Origin of the sequence: Frigidibacter albus (genome assembly GCF_009908165.1) — a bacterium.
Taxonomy (GTDB): Bacteria; Pseudomonadota; Alphaproteobacteria; order Rhodobacterales; family Rhodobacteraceae; genus Frigidibacter; species Frigidibacter albus.
In genome coordinates, this window is the sequence record NZ_JAAAUC010000011.1 from 23,520 (window position 1) to 39,251 (window position 15,732).

A 15,732-nucleotide genomic window follows, 5' to 3' on the forward strand; every position below is an offset into this window, starting at 1 on the left:
AGACCGGGCCGGCCCCTACGCCGCCAGATGCCGCAGCCCCTGCGTCACGTCGGTGCGCACCGCCAGCCGCAGCCCCGGCTCGTCGCCGGCCTTCAGCGCGGCAATGATGATCCGGTGATGCGGCGGCGCCTCCGACCGGCGCAGCTTGCCATACAGCGCCCGCATCGTCGGCCCCAGTTGCAACCACACCGTCTCCACAATCGCCAGCATCGCCGGCGCCTGCGCCCGCAGGTAGAGCGTGCGGTGAAATTCAAGGTTGGTGCGGATGTAGCCGACCGCATCCTGCTTCACCACCGCCTCGGCATTGGCCATGTTGATCGTCTGCAACCGCTCGATCAGCGCCATATGCGCGCGCGGCAGCGCCCGGCTGGCCAGTTCCGGCTCGATCAGCGCCCGCAGCATCGCCAGCTCCTCGATGCGCTCGTTCGACAGCTCCGGCGTGCCCACCCGGCCCGAGGCCGACAGCGACAGCGCCCCTTCGGCCGCCAGCCGTCGCAGCGCCTCGCGCGCCGGGGTCATCGACACGCCATGCGCCTTGCCAAGCCCCCGCAGCGTCAGCGCCTGGCCGGGCGCCAGCTCGCCATGCATGATCTGCTGGCGCAGGGCACGGTAGATCCGCTCATGCGCGGCGGTTTCTGGCGGGCGGACGGGCTTGTGCATCCGGCAGCGTGATCACGGAACGGGCCGCCGCGTCAACTGTCCGCGTGCAGCCGCAGCCGGTGCAGCGTCGCACCCTCGGCGCGCAGCCAGGCCCGGTGGCGGGCATAGTCCGGCATCAGCCGCGCCACCACCGCCCAGAAGGCCGGCGAGTGGTTCATCTCGGCCAGATGCGCCACCTCATGCGCGGCGACGTAGTCCAGCACCTCGGGTGGCGCCAGAACCAGCCGCCAGGAATACATCAGCGCCCCGTCCGAGGTGCAGGAGCCCCAGCGGGACCGGGTATCGCGCAGCGTGATCCGGCTGTAGCGCAGGCCAAGCGCGGCGGCGTGGCGGTCCGACGCCTCGGTCAGCCGGTCCCGCGCCGCCAGCTTCAGGAAGGCCGTCAGCCGTGCCGCAACCCGCGCCGGATCGGCGGGCATCAGCAGCGCGCCCCCCTCCACCCGCGGGCTGCGGATCGCAGCCGGTGTCAGCACCAGCGCCCGGCCCTCGAACGGCACCGCGTCGCCAAAGCGCAGGCCCGGTTCGGCAACGGCCCCCGGTCCGAAGCCCATCTGGACCAGCACCTGCCGGATCCAGCCATCCTTGCCGCGGGCAAAGGCCAGCGCCTCGGCCTCGCGCGCATGGTGCGGCAGGGTCAACGTTACCCGCCCGTCGAGCCGCGACACCCGCAGCGAAAAGCGCCGCGCCTGCGCGGACCGGCGCAGCGCAATCTCCAGCGGCGGTGTGCCATCAAGGCGGGCGATACGGGTCATGCGGGCTCCGGTCGGGCTCCGGTGGGGGACGCGTGCAGCATAGCTGAGCCTGCGCTGGCGGAAAGCCCGTCCTGACACACGGGACTGTGGGTGGAAAGGCTTTGACACCCCCCGGCACTTGTGGCAGTTGACGCCGACTCTGCACTCAGCTTTTGCCACGGAAAGGGACGTTCATGCCCAAGGAAGAATGGGGCGTCAAGCGCCTGTGCCCGCACTGCGCCAGCCGGTTCTACGACCTTCAGCGCGACCCGATGACCTGCCCGGAATGCGGCCAGAGCTTCACCGCCGACAGCCTGATCGTCAGCCGCGGCCGCTCGATGATCGCCGAGAAGGCCGCCGTGCGCGACCGGGATCGTGAGCGCGTGCGCGCCGCCGAGAGCGACGAGCTGGTCGATGAGGAAGTGCTGGAAGACGAAACCGCCGACGTCGATCTGGATGACGATCTGCTGGAAGACGACGAGGACGACAACGTCTCGCTGGACGAGATCGCCGACGTCGCCGGCACCGAAGACGAGGTTTGACACGGGCTGCGGGGCAGGGCCCGGGGCGCCGTTCGGCGCCTCGCCCGCTCCCCGGCGTTTCTGCGGCAGGCGCACCGATTTTCTCTTGCGCCCGCCTTTGCACTTGCCTATACGGCGCGACACGGGCAGCGACGGCATCCGCCAAGCTGACCGGACCTCCGGTGGGGCCATAGCTCAGTTGGGAGAGCGCTTGAATGGCATTCAAGAGGTCAGCGGTTCGATCCCGCTTGGCTCCACCAAAAAAATCAAAGACTTACGACGCACATAGCCCCGCCCATTCGGCGGGGTTTTGCTTTTGGAGCGTCGTTGGAAAGGGAAACTGCGCAACATGGTTTGCCCCTCATTCTTCAAGGCGCAGGCGTCGCCAGCGGTGAGTCTTTTATCACGCAGGCAAAGCCAGATTTGCCGGATGCGGATTGACGAAGGCCCTACCGGAGGAGCAAAAATGCACTACATAGTTGTCGTGACAGGGAAGTGAGGGTGGCGAAAAAGCGGGCGATCCTCGAGCGGATGCAGGAAAATCCCGCAGGGGATTGGAAGATCGATGACTTCATCGAGGAAGCGCGGCGGGTTGGCCTCGTCGTTAGGGCACCGGCGAGAGGAAGCCACTACACCTTCGCCAGCCCGCATGTCGAGGTCATCGTCACTGTCCCTTTTCGCCGCCCGATCAAGCCGACTTATCCCCGCCAGTTCGTGTCCCTTGTCCGGCGGCACCTGGCCGAAAAGGAGAAGCTGAATGGCTGATTATGCAATCGTGATCATGCCGCTCTCCGTTGAAGACGGGGGCGGATTTGCAGGCTATGTCCCCGATCTTCCTGGGTGCATCAGCGACGGCGAGACCTATGAGGAGGCGCTGGCGAATACCCAAGATGCCATCGCTGCGTGGATCGACATGAACACCGAAATGGGCAGATCTGCCCCTCAGCCCGGGACTGCTGCAGAGCGGATGCGTGCGCGGGACGAGGCGCTGTTTTCGGCGCTGCGCGCCGCCTTCAATTATGCTGATGCTGCGGACGGAAAGATTTCTGACCTTGAGCGCAAGGTCGAGACGCTCCTACGGCTCATGCAAGACGAGGTGGCTCCGCGGCGGACGTTGTTCGAGGCTGTCGTTTCTGACAGACGGTCCATCACGCGGGCAAACTGACGCCCCATCCGCGTTACGCCTTGCGGGTCGGGTTTGGCGCACGGCGCAGTCCACCTGCAGCCCAGGTGCGCTGCCATCCCCCCCAAATCGGAAAGGGCCGTTTCCTGTCCGGAAACGGCCCCCGAGATCTACGGAGATGGGCCAGTTAGGGTGTCGAAGCTCGACGAGGCCCAGTCAGGGATCAAAGCCTTCGGGGCTGCCCTCAGGCCACGGCCCCCCTGACTGTCCCGACACCTCTCTCCACTATCACTCTAGACACTGGACCACCTCCTTTCAATGCGTTGCCGTTAAGCCAAGGTTGCCACAGATTTTGTGTGTGTCAAACTTTTTTACGCAATGGGTGCGGTGTTTCCCAATAGCCTTGAAACGATCAGGCGGAAGGGTACCAGTGCTGCCAAAGCCAGCGCCAGCTTGACCAGCCAGTCGGCGACGGCCAGCGAGACCCACAGCGGGGCCACCGGGCCGAGGCCCAGAAGCGGCAGCATCTCGCCGGCCCAGGACACGTCATTGCCGGGTTCGAGGACCGCCAGCGCGCCCGAGAAGGCGACCGTGAAGAAGATCGCGGTATCGAGCGACGATCCGACCAGGGTAGAGACCAGCGGCGCGCGCCACCAGGCGCCACTGCGCATCCGGTCGAACACCGCCACATCCATCATCTGCGCGACAAGGAACGCGAGGCCCGAGCCAAGCGCCACGCGCAGCGTGACCAGCGGGCCGAACTCGCCGACGATCTGAGTGCCGATCAGCGAGCAGGCGATGCCGGTGACGAACCCCGCCAGCACCACGCGACGGGCGGCAGCCGGGCCATAGACGCGGTTCATCACATCGGTGACGAGGAAGGCGAGGGGATAGGTGAACGCACCCCAGGTGAGCCAGTCCCCCAGCAGGATCTGCACGAGGATGTTCGAGGCCACGACGATGGCGGCCATGGCAAGGATGCCAGGAAGGTATCGGGTCATGTTTGATCCGTTTTGACAAGGTTGCGGACACTTGGCCCCGCGCGGCGGGACGCGGCGGGATAGGGCCGAAGCGGGTGCCGGGTCAAGCGGTTTCGGTCAGGGCAGCCTGTTCAGGGCGCCAGCCGGTAGTCCACGAACTCGGTCCGCTGCACCAAGAAGAAATTGTCGTCCGAGATCATGGTCAGCCGGATCGCGCCGGCCGCGTCCCGCCACACCGCGATGCCTTCGAGGTTGTCATGGGCGGCGGTGCGGGTCTGCAGCAGCACCTCGCCGCCGGTCGCGCTGTCGCCCTCGATCCCGAAGCGCCGGACGCGGCTGAGGAAGCCGATGCCGAAAAAGTCCCGCTCCAGCAGGTAGAACTGCCCGTCCGGTCCGAAATCGGCGCCCACCGGCAGCCAGTTGCCATCGCGCGGCAGGGCGAAGGGCTGGTCCCACTCGCCGCTCCTGAAGCGCCAGACCGGGAAGGCGCGGTCCTTGGCGCCCGACCGCTCCGGCAGGGTGTAGAGCGCGCCATCCGGCCCGATCGCCAGCGCCTCCAGCGAGGAGTTGTTCTGCATCGCGTCGAAGGCCTCGGGGCGTGGCAGCCGCTCGGCCGCCGCCTCGGGGCTCGGATACTGCGCCACCCGTGCATAGCCCTCGAATGAGACGTAGAGGCTGCCATCAGGCGCCATCGCCAGCCCTTCGGCATCGGTGAAGCGGCCGGTCAGGGCCTCGCCCTTGCTGTCGCGCAGGGGCAGCAGCGTCGCCTGCTCCACCCCGATGACGCGCCCGTCCGCGTCGCGCTTCAGCCGCCCCTGCGCCAGCGTCCCACGATCCGACACCGCGGCAAAACCCAGCCCGTCCGCCGACAGCTCCAGCCCGGAAAACCCGCCGAACCGCGCGACGCTGCTGCGCCAGACCCAGCTGCCGACATGCTCGGCCGCCTGCGGTTCGGCAGCGCCGCCAAGGCGGGCGTTGATGCCGAAAGCCAGCGGCAGGCAGGCCAGCGCCGCGATCAGTCCGAGGCGAGAACGGCGGCGCATTGGCTGGGCAGGTCGGCCATGGTGAATTCCCTGGGCGTCTTCGCGCGCGGGCCGGGCACCTTGGGCCGTTTGGGCGGGTTGCGCAGTTCCTCAAGATAGGTGGTCACCCACCACTGCAGGCTCTCGTCGCAGCCATCGTCGCCCTTGGACAGTTCATCGACCGTCGGCGTCTGCGTCTCGCACAGGCGGTCGCCGCGCGGGCATTTCAGGCGCACATGGAAATGGGTGTTATGGCCATAGATCGGGCGGATCTTCTGCAGCCACTTCGCGTCGCGCGGGCGGGCGGTCTTGCACATCTCGACCTTGACGGCGGCGGCGACAAAGATCCGGTCCACCCGCGGATCGGCAGCGGCCGATGCCAGCAGCGCCTGATGCTGCGGGGTCCAGTTGCCGTTGACCCGCGTCTGGTCCTCGGTCCGGACCGAGATCGAGGACAGGTTCTCGCGCTCCTGCCGCGTCAGGTTCAGCCGCTGCGGCGGCAGCATCCAGATATCGGCATCGAGGCCCATCTGGTGGCTGTTATGCCCGCCGGTCATCGGCCCACCGCGCGGCTGGCTGATATCGCCGATATAGAGCCCGGCCCATCCCAGCTTGCGCGCCGTCTGCGACAGGTCCACCAGATAGCCGATCATTTCGGGGTGGCCCCAGTTGCGGTTGCGCGACAGCCGCATCGCCTGCCAGGTCGGCCCGGATTCGGGCATCGCCTGCAACCCCGCCGCGCAGCCCTTGGCATAGCTGCCGATGGCGGCGGGGGCTTGGGCCGAGGGGGCAGGCTGCGCGCCGAACAGGTTGCGGGCCAGTTGTTGGGCACTGACCGGCAGCGCCAGCCCGGCCAACGTGGCAACCAAAAGTGCGAAACGGATCATGCCGTGGCCTCCTCTCCATCGGGTTTCACCCAGACTAGCAGGACCAGCCCCAGAAGGAACAACACGATGAGGGGAGAAATCCCCGCCTGCTGGCTGCCGGTCAGATGGGTGACCACCCCGATCGACAGCGGCGCGATGAACGAGGTGGCCTTGCCGGCGAGGGCGTAGAGGCCAAACGCCTCTGTCATCCGCGTGACGTCTGCCTGCCGGACCAGCATGGTGCGGCTGGCCGATTGCAGCGCGCCCCCCGCCGCGCCGATCAGCGCGCCCATGGCATAGAAGGCGATGTCGGGCAGGGCGCTGTCCGGCCCCACGGGCATCCCGAAGACCGACGTGCGCGAGATGTAGATGACCCCAAGCGCCACCAAAGACAGCACCACGACGTTGAAGGCGATCACCGGCTTTGGCCCGAAGCGCGCGTCGGCCCGCCCGCCGATCCAGGCGAACAGCGCCCCGGTCAGCACCGCCAGCAGCCCGAACTTGCCGACATCGGTCACCGTCCAGTCCAGCACACCCGCCGCATAGATGCCGCCAAAGACATACATGCCGTTCAGCGCATCGCGGTAGAACATCGACGACAGCAGATAGGCCGACAGGCTGCGCCGCGCGGGCAGGGTGGCCAGCGTCTGGCGCAGCTGCGGCACCGCCTCGCGCGCGGCCTGCAGCACCGGCACCGCGCCCGGCACCCGCGGCTCTCGCACCCACAAGAAGAACGGCACCATGAACAGCGCATACCAGATCGCGGTCAGCGGCCCCACGGCCCGGGTGCCCTCGCGCAGCTCCGGGTCCAGTCCAAGGATCGGGGCGATGTTGATCATCGTGCGCCCGGTCTCGCCATTTTCGGCCAGCAACGCCAGCATCAGGATCAGCGCCAGCAGTCCGCCCAGATAGCCGAACGCCCAGCCAGAGCCCGAGATGCGGCCGATCTCGGCGCGGCTGCCAAGGCCGGGCAGCATCGCATTGGTGAAGATCGTGGCGAATTCCATCGCCGCCAGCCCCACGCCGAAGCACAACATCACCAGCAGCAGGTTGAAGTCCCCCGGCGCCGCGAACCACAGCCCCCAGGCCCCCAGCACGTAAAACACCGAGAAAACCCAGATGAAGCCCATCCGCCCGCCGGCCCGGTCGGCAATCGCCCCCAGCAGCGGCGCCGCCAGCGCGATGGCGAAGCCGGTGATGCCTATGCCATAGCCCCAGACCGTCTGCGCCGCTGTGCCGCTGCCCAGAAGCTCCTTGATGTAGGGTCCGAAGATGAAGGTCAGCAGCAGCGTGTTGTAGGGCTGGCTGGCCCAGTCGAAGAAGAACCAGCCCCAGATCCGCCTGTTCGCCGAAATCGCCATGCCGCCCGCTCCTGCCGCCCCGCTGCCGGCGCGATCAAGCCCCAGAATTGGGCGCGGCACAAGCGGGGGAACGCGCCCCTAAGACTGCGGCGGCCAGGGCCGTTCGGCATCGGCAGCAATCCAGGCCTGCACCCAGCCGGGCAGGGCCGGGCTGACTTCCTGGCTGCCCATCGCCGCCAGCACTGCGGCCGGGGCAACGATCCCTTCGCGCCCCGTAAAGGCCGACCGGATCAGCACCTGGCTGGTGCACTCGCCATTCCGCCACATGCTCTGGTCCATATACAGGAACCTGGCATCCCAGCCGAGGCAGCGACTGCGCATCTCGAACCGCTCCATCATCCGCACCCGGCGGCGATAGCGAACCGAACTGCCCGCCACGGTAATCCCCCAGCGATTGGCACGCAGCACCCCGATCAGCCCGGTCCGCATCGCCAGTGGGATGCGCCCCAGATCATAGAGCGTCAGCGTGCGGCCATTGTTCAGCTCGGACCACAGGTCGAGGTCCCAGGGCCAGCAGATATGCTGCGAGACATGGGTGCCGGTGATCCGCAGCGGCGGGGCTTTGCGGAACTTGACCATCGCATGGGCCATGCGGACGAAAGGATACATGGGGCGCCTCCTGATTACGCTCCGGCGTGACGCAGGGGCAGGCCCCCGTCAACCGCAGACGTTGCGTTACAGCGTGCCGCGCCGCGAGTGGTTGCATGAACGGCGCGCAGGCCTTACCTCTGGCGCCGCACCCCCAGCCGGAGAACATGGATGACGACGCTCTACCAAGCCCTGATGCTGATCCTGAACGTCGTCTGGTTCGTGATGATCGCGCATATCATCCTGTCCTGGCTGATCAGCTTTCAGGTGCTCAACACCCGTCAGCCCACTGTGGCGCAGATCTGGTTTGGCCTGAACCGCCTGCTGGAGCCGATCTACGGCCCGATCCGCAGCATCCTGCCCAATACTGGCGGGCTTGATCTTGCGCCGCTGGTGGCCTTCATCATCCTCATCATCCTGCAACGTGCGCTTCAGAACAACGCGGGCTTCTTCTACGGCTTTTGAGGCCGCAGCATGACCGCACCTTCCGCCACCGCGCTGCTTGCCTCGGTCTTCGGCTTCCCCAGCTTCCGTCCGGGGCAGGAAGAGATCGTGCGCGCCGTGCTGGCCGGGCAGAACGCGCTGGCGATCATGCCCACGGGCGGCGGCAAGTCGCTGTGCTTCCAGCTGCCCGCGCTGTGCCGCGAGGGGGTGACGGTGGTCATCTCGCCGCTGATCGCCCTGATGCGTGATCAGGTCCGCGCCCTGCGTGCGGCGGGGGTCGAGGCGGGGGCGCTGACCTCTGGCAATACCGATGCCGAAACCGAGGAGGTCTTCGCCGCGCTGGACGAAGGCCGCATGAAACTCCTCTACATGGCGCCCGAACGCCTTGCCTCGGGCGCAACCCTTGGCCTGCTGCGCCGGATCGGAACCAGCGCGATTGCGGTGGACGAGGCGCATTGCGTCAGCCAGTGGGGCCATGACTTCCGCCCCGACTATCTGCGGATCGGAGAGCTGCGCCGCGCGCTGGATGTGCCGCTGGCCGCCTTCACCGCCACCGCCGATGAGGAAACTCGGGCCGAGATCGTCACCCGCCTGTTCGACGGCCAGCCGCCCGAGATCTTCCTGCGCGGCTTCGACCGGCCCAATATCCACCTCGCCTTCGCCGCCAAGGACAAGCCGCGCGAGCAGATCCTGCGCTTTGCCGACGCCCGGCGCGGCCAGTCCGGCATCGTCTATTGCGGCACCCGCGCCAAGACGGAAACGCTGGCGCAGGCGCTGCGCGAGGCCCGCCACGCCGCCTGCCACTATCACGGCGGCATGGACCCGGAAGGGCGGCGCGAGGTCGAGGCGCGGTTCCAGCGCGATGACGGGCTGATCGTGGTGGCGACGGTCGCCTTCGGCATGGGGATCGACAAGCCCGATATCCGCTGGGTCGCCCATGCCGACCTGCCCAAATCCATCGAGAGCTACTATCAGGAAATCGGCCGCGGCGGCCGCGATGGTGCCCCGGCCGAGACCCTGACGCTCTATGGCCCCGACGATATCCGCTATCGCCGCACCCAGATCGACGAGGGCCTCGCCCCGCCCGAGCGCAAGGCCGCCGACCATGGCCGGCTGAACGCGCTGCTTGGCCTTGCCGAGGCAACCGCCTGCCGCCGCCAGCGCCTGCTGGCCTATTTCGGCGAGACGGCAGAGCCCTGCGGCAATTGCGACCTCTGCGACACGCCGCCCGACGTGTTTGATGCGACAGAGCCGGTGCGCAAGGCGCTGTCGGCGATCCTGCGCACGCAGGAAACCTTCGGCGCCGGGCACCTGATCGACATCCTGACCGGCACCGCCACCGACAAGGTGCGCGAGCGCGGCCATGACGGGCTGCCGACCTTCGGCGTCGGGCGCGACCTTTCCCGCCCGCAATGGCAGGCGCTGTTCCGGCAGATGATGGGCCATGACCTCGTGCGCCCCGATGCCGAGCGCCACGGCGCGCTGCGCATGACCGACATCGCCCGTCCGATCCTGCGCGGCGAGGCGCAGATCACGCTGCGCCGCGACACCGTCGCCCGCGCGCAGTCCCGCCCCGTGGCGAAAGCCCTCGTCAGCGAGGAAGACGCGCCGCTGCTGTCCGCGCTGAAGGCCAAGCGCCGGGCGCTGGCCGAGGCGGCGCGCGTGCCGGCCTATGTGGTCTTCACCGACCGCACCCTGATCGAGATGGCCGAGACCAAACCGGGCAGCCTCGACGCCATGGCCCACATCACCGGCGTCGGCGCGAAAAAGCTGGAAAGCTACGGCGCCGAGTTCCTTGCGGTCATCACCGGCGCCACAGAGCACATGCACCCCTCGCGCCTGCGCTTGGCCGGGCGCCCCGAAGGCGTGCTGTTCGACCGGCTGGCAGAGGTGCAGCTGGCGCTGGCGCGGGGCGAGGACGGCAACGAAAAGTTCCTGTCCTGCACCCACAGTACCCTGCGCCAGATCGCCGAGCGGCGCCCCGCGACGCTGGGCGATCTGGCCCGCCTGCAAGGTATGGGCGAACAAAAGACCGACCGCTTCGGCGCAGCCTTCCTTGCGGTGCTGGCCGAAGGGTAGGCGCCTTCAGCTCACCGTCAGATCAGCCAGCACCCCGCCAAGCGCAGAGGCGGGGTCGGCCAGCGACAGCACGATGGTCAAGTGGTTCAACCCCGGCTCGCGGCGCAGCTCACATGGCTGGCCGTTGCCGGTGATCAACCCGGCAAAAGCGGCCGCCTGATCATGAAACGGCGCCGTTTCCAGCGCGCCCCGTGTGAGGGTCCGCGATGGTCCGATCAGTTGCGCCGAGGTCAGCGGCGACCATGCCGCTGCCTCCTCGTCCGTCATCTCGGCCTCATGCTTCAGGAAGCTCCCGGGAATGCCTGCAAGGTCATAGATGCCGCTGACCATCAGGATACCGCGCAGCGCCGGCAGACCCGGAGACGCTTCCTGCGGACCGAGGGCCGCCAGATAGCTGGCCAGGTGCGCGCCCGCCGAATGGCCGCTGACGGTGAAGCGCGCGGGATCGGCGCCAAGCGTGGGCGCGAGCGTCTGCAGGTGCAGCGCCGCCGCCCGCACCTGCGCCACGATCCGCCCCAGCCGGGTGCCCGGCATCAGGTCATGGGTGGTGATGGCCGCGATGCCGCCCGCCGCCAGAACCGGCGCCGCGACAAGGTGGTGGTCGGTCTTGCTCCCCGACCGCCAGTAGCCGCCATGGATGAACATGTGCAGCGGCGCGCCTTTGGCCGGGTTCGGGGGGAACAGGATATCCAACCGCTCGCGCGGCGAGGGGCCGTAGGCCACATCGGCCCGCACATCCACCCGCGCCGCAAGCTCCGCCGAGCGGGCGGCGGTTTCGGCCAGGATGGCGTCGAAATCGGGGATGAAATCGCGGTTGCGGTAAAGGTCCTGTTCCATGCCTGTGCCCTAGAAGTTCACCGCGAAATACTTCGGCTCCATGAATTCCAGGATGCCGGTCACCCCACCCTCGCGCCCCAACCCGCTTTGCTTGGCGCCGCCGAAGGGGGCGGCCGGGTCGGACATCAGGCCGCGGTTGATGGCGACCATGCCGGTCTCGATGCCCTTGCCCACCCGCAGCGCGCGGGAAAGATCCCCGGAATAGACATAGGCCGCAAGCCCGTATTCGGTGGCATTGGCGAGGCGGATCGCCTGCTCCTCGGTCTCGAAACGGTAGATGGGCGCGACGGGGCCGAAGATTTCCTCATGGGCGATCTCGGCATCCTCTGGCACATTCTCGATCACCGTCGGCGGGTAGAAATAGCCCGATCCCGGCAGCGGCGCGCCCCCGGTCGTGACCCGCGCCCCGCGCGCGACGGCCTGGCTGACCAGCCGGTCGATCTTGGTCACAGCCTTGGTCGTGATCATCGGGCCGACCTGCGTGGCGGCATCGGTGCCCGCCCCCACCACCAGCGCCGCCATGCGCGCCGTCAGCCCCGCGACGAAGGCATCATGGATCCCCGCCTGCACGTAGAAGCGATTGGCGGCGGTGCAGGCCTCGCCCGCGTTGCGCATCTTGGCGATCATCGCGCCGTCGAGGGCGGCATCCAGATCGGCATCGTCGAAGACAAGGAAGGGCGCGTTGCCGCCAAGCTCCATCGAGCAGGAGACGACGGTCTTCGCCGCCTCGGCCAGCAGGGTGCGGCCCACCCCGGTCGATCCGGTGAAGGACAGCTTGCGCACCCGCGGATCGGCCAGCATGGCACTGACTACGGGGCCCGGCTGGCTGGTCGTCAGCACATTGACCACGCCCGGCGGCACCCCCGCCTCGGCGCCAAGGCGGGCCATCGCATAGGCGGTCAGCGGCGTTTCGGACGCTGGCTTCAGGATCACCGTGCAGCCCGCCGCCAGCGCCGGGCCGATCTTGCGCGTCGCCATTGCGGCAGGGAAGTTCCACGGCGTGATCAGCACCGCAATGCCGATGGGGTCATGGTCCACAAGAATGTGGTGCGCGCCCGAGGGGGCATGGCGAAACTCGCCGGGGATGCGCACCGCCTCCTCGGCATACCAGCGGAAGAACTCGGCCGCATAGGCGACCTCGCCGCGCGCATCGGGCAGCGCCTTGCCGTTCTCCAGCGAGATCAGCCGGGCGAGGTCTTCGGCATGGTCGGTCATCAACCCGAACCAGCGGCGCAGAATCTCGGCACGCTGCCGCGGCGGTGTGGCGCGCCAGCCGGCGGCGGCGGCCTCGGCCGCATCGACCGCGCGCATCGCATCCTCAACCGAAGCATCCGGCACCTCGGCCAGCACCTCCGCGGTCGAGGGGTTCGTCACCGGGATGCCGCCACCCGGCAGCCAGTCGCCGCCGATATAGAGGCCGCGGGCGTGCAGGCCCGGATCGGCAAAATCGGCGCGGGGGGAATCGAGGGTCATGTCCGGTCCTTCCGGGTTACTGGATCAGGCTGAGCTCGCCCCTGAAGGCGGCGGTCAGCAAAAGCGTCATGTCGGCGCGGGTCAGCGGGCGCGGGTTGTTCTGGATCAGCCGCTCGATCCCGCAGGATTGCTCGGCCACCCAGCCGATGCGGTCCTCGGCCAGCCCAAGCGCGGCCAGCGTTGGCGGGATGCCGATGCGGGCGAACATCGCGGCGATGGCAGGGATCACCTCATCGCCCGAAGCCAGCCCGATAGCCGCGGCGATCTGCGCCAGCTCGGGGCCAATCGCCGGGCGGTTCCACGCCATCACATAGGGCATCAGGCAGGCCACGCCCTGCCCATGCGCGGTATGCGTCAGCGCGCCGACCGGATACTGAATCGCATGGGCCGCAGCCGTGCCCGCCACGCCGAAGGCGAGCCCGGCAAAGGTCGCGCCCTGCATCACCTGCGCGCGGGCGGTGGCCTCGCCACTGGTGCAGGCCGCCTCCAGCCCCTGCCACAGCAGCGCAATCGCCGTCAGTGCGAACTGGTCCGACAGGGCGTTCTTGCCGATGAACACCCGCTCTTGGCTCAGGCTGGCCGTCACCTCACGCCGGGTGGCGGTGAAGGCCTCGATGGCATGGGTCAGCGCGTCGGCCCCGGCAATGGCGGTCAGCCCCGGCGGGCAGGTCAGCGTCAGGTCCGGGTCGCAGATCGCCGCGACCGGGATCAGATAGGGGCTGGAGATGCCGACCTTCAGGCTGCGGTCGGCATCGGACAGCACCGCCACCGGCGTCACCTCGGACCCGGTGCCAGCGGTGGTGGGGACGGCAATCAGCGGCAGGATCGCGCCCGGCACCTTCAACTCGCCATAGTAATCCTGCGGCCGCCCGCCATGCGACAGCAGCAGTGCCACGCATTTCGCCATGTCGAGGCACGACCCGCCGCCGATGCCGATCACCAGATCGGGCGCGAAGCCGCGTGCAGCCTCTGCCGCGGCGACCGCCGTCTCCACCGGCACATCGGGCAGGGTGCCGCTTTCGACCCGCAGGGTCAGGCCCGAGGCCTCCAGATCCGCGACCATCCCGAGGAAATCCGCATCCGCGGCAAGCCGCGCATCGGTGACGATCAGCGCCCGCCGTCCCAGGCGCCCGGCGATGGCGCCAAGCGCCCGGCGCTGGCCGGAACCGAAAAACAGCTCTCGCGGGGCCCTGATCGTGCCGAAATAATCCATGGTTCCGTTTCCTCCGGTTCGGTTTCAGGCGGCCCGCAGGGTCTGCAGGTCGTTCAGCAAGCTGTCGGGTATGTCGATGCCGTCGCGCAGCGCCGCTGCCCGGCGAACGCGCATTCCGTCGCCGGGCACCGCCACCGGGCTGGCCGGATCGGCGGGACGAGAGTGGCGCAGCGCGTCCAGATAGGCACACAGCCGCGCCGCCACGCCACCATCGGCGCCGGGGTCGATCAGGATCAGAAGGTCGCCCTTGCTGGCGGGGTGGGAGGCATCGAGCGTGCCGCGCACCTCGGGCGCAAGCTCGGACCCGGCCAGCATCGCCACCAGCAGTTCGAACGCGAGGCCAAGCCCATAGCCCTTCGCCCCGCCGAAGGGGGATATGGCGCCAGTCTTCGCGGCCTCGGCATCGGTCGTCGGATTGCCCGCCGCATCCACGGCCCAGCCGGGGGCCAGCGCCTCGCCCTTCAGCGCGTGATGGTGGATCTTGCCCATCGAGACCACGCTGCTGGCCAGATCCAGCACGAAGGGCGCATCCCCGGTGGGAATGGCGATGGCAACGGGGTTGGTCCCCAGCATCGCCTCAGTGCCGCCGAACGGATGCACCAGCGCCTCGCTGGTGGACAGCACGATGCCGATGACGCCGCGGCTCGCTGCCGCTTCGGCGTAATAGGCCAGCATCCCGATATGGTTGGCATTGCGGATCGCCGCCAGTGCAAGCCCCGCCGCGCGCGTTGCCGGCAACAGCGCCTCCATTGCCGCCATCAACGCCACAGGGCCGAGGGCGCGCTGTCCATCCACCTGCAGAAACGCCGCGCGGCGCCAGTGTTGCTCGCCCGTCGCCACGGGGTCGGCCAGGCCGTTGCCGATCCGCGCCAGCAGCCGTGGCAGGCGCTGCAGCCCGTGCGAGGGCAGCCCGCGCAATTCCGCCTCGATCAGCAGATCCGCCTGCAACCAAGCTGCTTCCGGCGGCGCCCCATGCGCCTCCAGCAGGTCCACCGCCAGCCGCCGCAGGACAGGCTCAGTGACCCGCATCTGAAATCCTATATCGGATCGTATATGATATTGTGTTTGACATTCGATATCGTATTTGCGAGTCATTGCCGCGTGTCAAGTCGAAGATGCAGGAGTGGGTGAATGGCTATCGCAGCGGATCGCATGCCGGATCGGGCAGCAGACAGGGCGCAGTCGGTGCGCCCGGCCAGCGTGGTGGATGGGGTCTATGACAACATCTACGAACGCCTGATGTCGCTGGAGATCCCGCCCCGCGCCCGCATCCCGATCGACGTGATCGCCCGCGACCTGAACGTCTCGCAGACCCCGGTGCGCGAGGCGCTGTCGCGGCTCGAACGCGAGGGGCTGGTCTGCAAGGCACATCTGATCGGCTACTCGGCCGCCCCCCAGCTGTCGCGCAAACAGTTCGACGATCTCTACACCTTCCGCCTGCTGCTGGAGCCGGAAGGCGCCCGGCTTGCGGCGCTGAACATGACGGCGGAGTCGCTGAAGTTCCTCGAGGACGTCGCGGCCGACATGGGCCACGGCGAACAGCCGGTGGACCGCACCAGCCGCTATTCGCGTTTCGCGCGGGCGGACGGTCATTTCCACGACGCGATCCTGGCCGTCGCCGGGAATGAGGTGATCCGCTCCACCCTCTTCAACCAGCATGTGCATCTGCACATCTTCCGCCTGATGTTCCACACCCGCGTCACGCAAGAGGCGCTGGAGGAGCATGAAAGCCTGCTCGCCGCCTTCCGCGGCGGCGATGCCGTGGCGGCCGAGGCTGCGATGCGCGAACATATCCTGCGCTCGCAGGATCGCCTGCTCTCCGCCTTCGAATGAC

The 15,732-nt window shown here is 68.3% G+C and carries 17 protein-coding genes and 1 tRNA gene; 7 read left to right on the plus strand and 11 right to left on the minus strand.

Annotated elements, in window-relative coordinates; translation table 11 throughout:
* Positions 1-15: 15 nt before the first annotated feature.
* Complete coding sequence (locus GVY41_RS16015; protein ID WP_161348253.1) at positions 16-660, minus strand: GntR family transcriptional regulator; 645 nt, start codon at positions 658-660, stop codon at positions 16-18.
* Positions 661-692: 32 nt separating this feature from the next.
* Positions 693-1,412 carry a M48 family metallopeptidase gene (locus GVY41_RS16020; RefSeq protein ID WP_170301220.1) on the minus strand — a complete coding sequence of 240 codons (720 nt, stop codon included), beginning with the start codon at positions 1,410-1,412 and terminating at the stop codon, positions 693-695.
* Positions 1,413-1,585: 173 nt separating this feature from the next.
* On the opposite strand from GVY41_RS16020, the gene GVY41_RS16025 reads away from it, so the two are divergent.
* The 4 genes from GVY41_RS16025 (at position 1,586) to GVY41_RS16040 (ending at position 3,077) form a co-directional block, all read left to right on the plus strand.
* Positions 1,586-1,933, plus strand: coding sequence for a TIGR02300 family protein (locus GVY41_RS16025; protein WP_161348252.1), 348 nt, complete (start codon positions 1,586-1,588; stop codon positions 1,931-1,933).
* A gap of 163 nt (positions 1,934-2,096) precedes the next feature.
* Positions 2,097-2,172 (plus strand) — tRNA-Ala (locus GVY41_RS16030).
* A 241-nt stretch (positions 2,173-2,413) separates the two neighbouring features.
* On the plus strand, positions 2,414-2,677 hold the full coding sequence (locus GVY41_RS16035) for a type II toxin-antitoxin system HicA family toxin (protein WP_161348251.1): 264 nt from the start codon (positions 2,414-2,416) through the stop codon (positions 2,675-2,677).
* Entirely contained in the window at positions 2,670-3,077 is a 408-nt protein-coding gene (locus GVY41_RS16040) for a type II toxin-antitoxin system HicB family antitoxin (RefSeq protein WP_161348250.1), read from the plus strand. Before GVY41_RS16035 ends, GVY41_RS16040 begins: the two co-directional genes overlap by 8 nt.
* A 329-nt stretch (positions 3,078-3,406) precedes the next feature.
* Here GVY41_RS16040 and GVY41_RS16045 read toward each other — a convergent pair whose 3' ends face one another.
* From GVY41_RS16045 to GVY41_RS16065, 5 genes are all read right to left on the minus strand, one after another.
* A complete protein-coding gene (locus tag GVY41_RS16045) occupies positions 3,407-4,036 on the minus strand; it encodes a queuosine precursor transporter (protein ID WP_161348249.1) in 630 nt (209 codons plus the stop codon).
* 110 nt (positions 4,037-4,146) lie between these two features.
* A complete protein-coding gene (locus tag GVY41_RS16050) occupies positions 4,147-5,058 on the minus strand; it encodes an esterase-like activity of phytase family protein (RefSeq protein ID WP_161348248.1) in 912 nt (303 codons plus the stop codon).
* Positions 5,031-5,924: a penicillin-insensitive murein endopeptidase gene (mepA, locus tag GVY41_RS16055; RefSeq protein ID WP_161348247.1), complete on the minus strand. Its 894-nt coding sequence runs from the start codon at positions 5,922-5,924 to the stop codon at positions 5,031-5,033. The genes GVY41_RS16050 and mepA overlap by 28 nt, the downstream gene beginning before the upstream one ends.
* Positions 5,921-7,264 (minus strand): MFS transporter, encoded by a 1,344-nt coding sequence (locus GVY41_RS16060; protein ID WP_161348246.1) that lies wholly within the window; start codon positions 7,262-7,264, stop codon positions 5,921-5,923. The genes mepA and GVY41_RS16060 overlap by 4 nt, the downstream gene beginning before the upstream one ends.
* A 78-nt stretch (positions 7,265-7,342) precedes the next feature.
* Positions 7,343-7,873 carry a thioesterase family protein gene (locus GVY41_RS16065; RefSeq protein WP_161348245.1) on the minus strand — a complete coding sequence of 177 codons (531 nt, stop codon included), beginning with the start codon at positions 7,871-7,873 and terminating at the stop codon, positions 7,343-7,345.
* 150 nt (positions 7,874-8,023) lie between these two features.
* Here GVY41_RS16065 and GVY41_RS16070 point away from each other — a divergent pair, with 150 nt between their 5' ends.
* Together GVY41_RS16070 and recQ are read left to right on the plus strand one after the other, a co-directional pair.
* Positions 8,024-8,317 (plus strand): YggT family protein, encoded by a 294-nt coding sequence (locus GVY41_RS16070; protein WP_161348244.1) that lies wholly within the window; start codon positions 8,024-8,026, stop codon positions 8,315-8,317.
* 9 nt (positions 8,318-8,326) lie between these two features.
* Positions 8,327-10,375, plus strand: a complete 2,049-nt coding sequence (gene recQ, locus GVY41_RS16075; RefSeq protein WP_161348243.1) for a DNA helicase RecQ — start codon at positions 8,327-8,329, stop codon at positions 10,373-10,375.
* Positions 10,376-10,381: 6 nt separating this feature from the next.
* On the opposite strand, the gene GVY41_RS16080 is transcribed toward recQ, so the two are convergent.
* Genes GVY41_RS16080 through GVY41_RS16095 form a run of 4 tightly spaced genes read right to left on the minus strand, consistent with a single transcriptional unit; the run spans position 10,382 to position 14,927 of the window.
* A complete protein-coding gene (locus GVY41_RS16080; RefSeq protein WP_161348242.1) occupies positions 10,382-11,212 on the minus strand; it encodes an alpha/beta hydrolase in 831 nt (276 codons plus the stop codon).
* Between the two features lie 9 nt (positions 11,213-11,221).
* A complete protein-coding gene (locus GVY41_RS16085; protein ID WP_161348241.1) occupies positions 11,222-12,685 on the minus strand; it encodes an NAD-dependent succinate-semialdehyde dehydrogenase in 1,464 nt (487 codons plus the stop codon).
* A 16-nt stretch (positions 12,686-12,701) separates the two neighbouring features.
* Positions 12,702-13,898 carry an iron-containing alcohol dehydrogenase gene (locus tag GVY41_RS16090; protein WP_161348240.1) on the minus strand — a complete coding sequence of 399 codons (1,197 nt, stop codon included), beginning with the start codon at positions 13,896-13,898 and terminating at the stop codon, positions 12,702-12,704.
* A gap of 24 nt (positions 13,899-13,922) precedes the next feature.
* Positions 13,923-14,927 carry an Ldh family oxidoreductase gene (locus GVY41_RS16095; RefSeq protein ID WP_161348239.1) on the minus strand — a complete coding sequence of 335 codons (1,005 nt, stop codon included), beginning with the start codon at positions 14,925-14,927 and terminating at the stop codon, positions 13,923-13,925.
* Between the two features lie 102 nt (positions 14,928-15,029).
* Here GVY41_RS16095 and GVY41_RS16100 point away from each other — a divergent pair, with 102 nt between their 5' ends.
* Positions 15,030-15,731, plus strand: coding sequence for a GntR family transcriptional regulator (locus GVY41_RS16100; RefSeq protein ID WP_161348238.1), 702 nt, complete (start codon positions 15,030-15,032; stop codon positions 15,729-15,731).
* Position 15,732 lies beyond the last annotated feature (1 nt).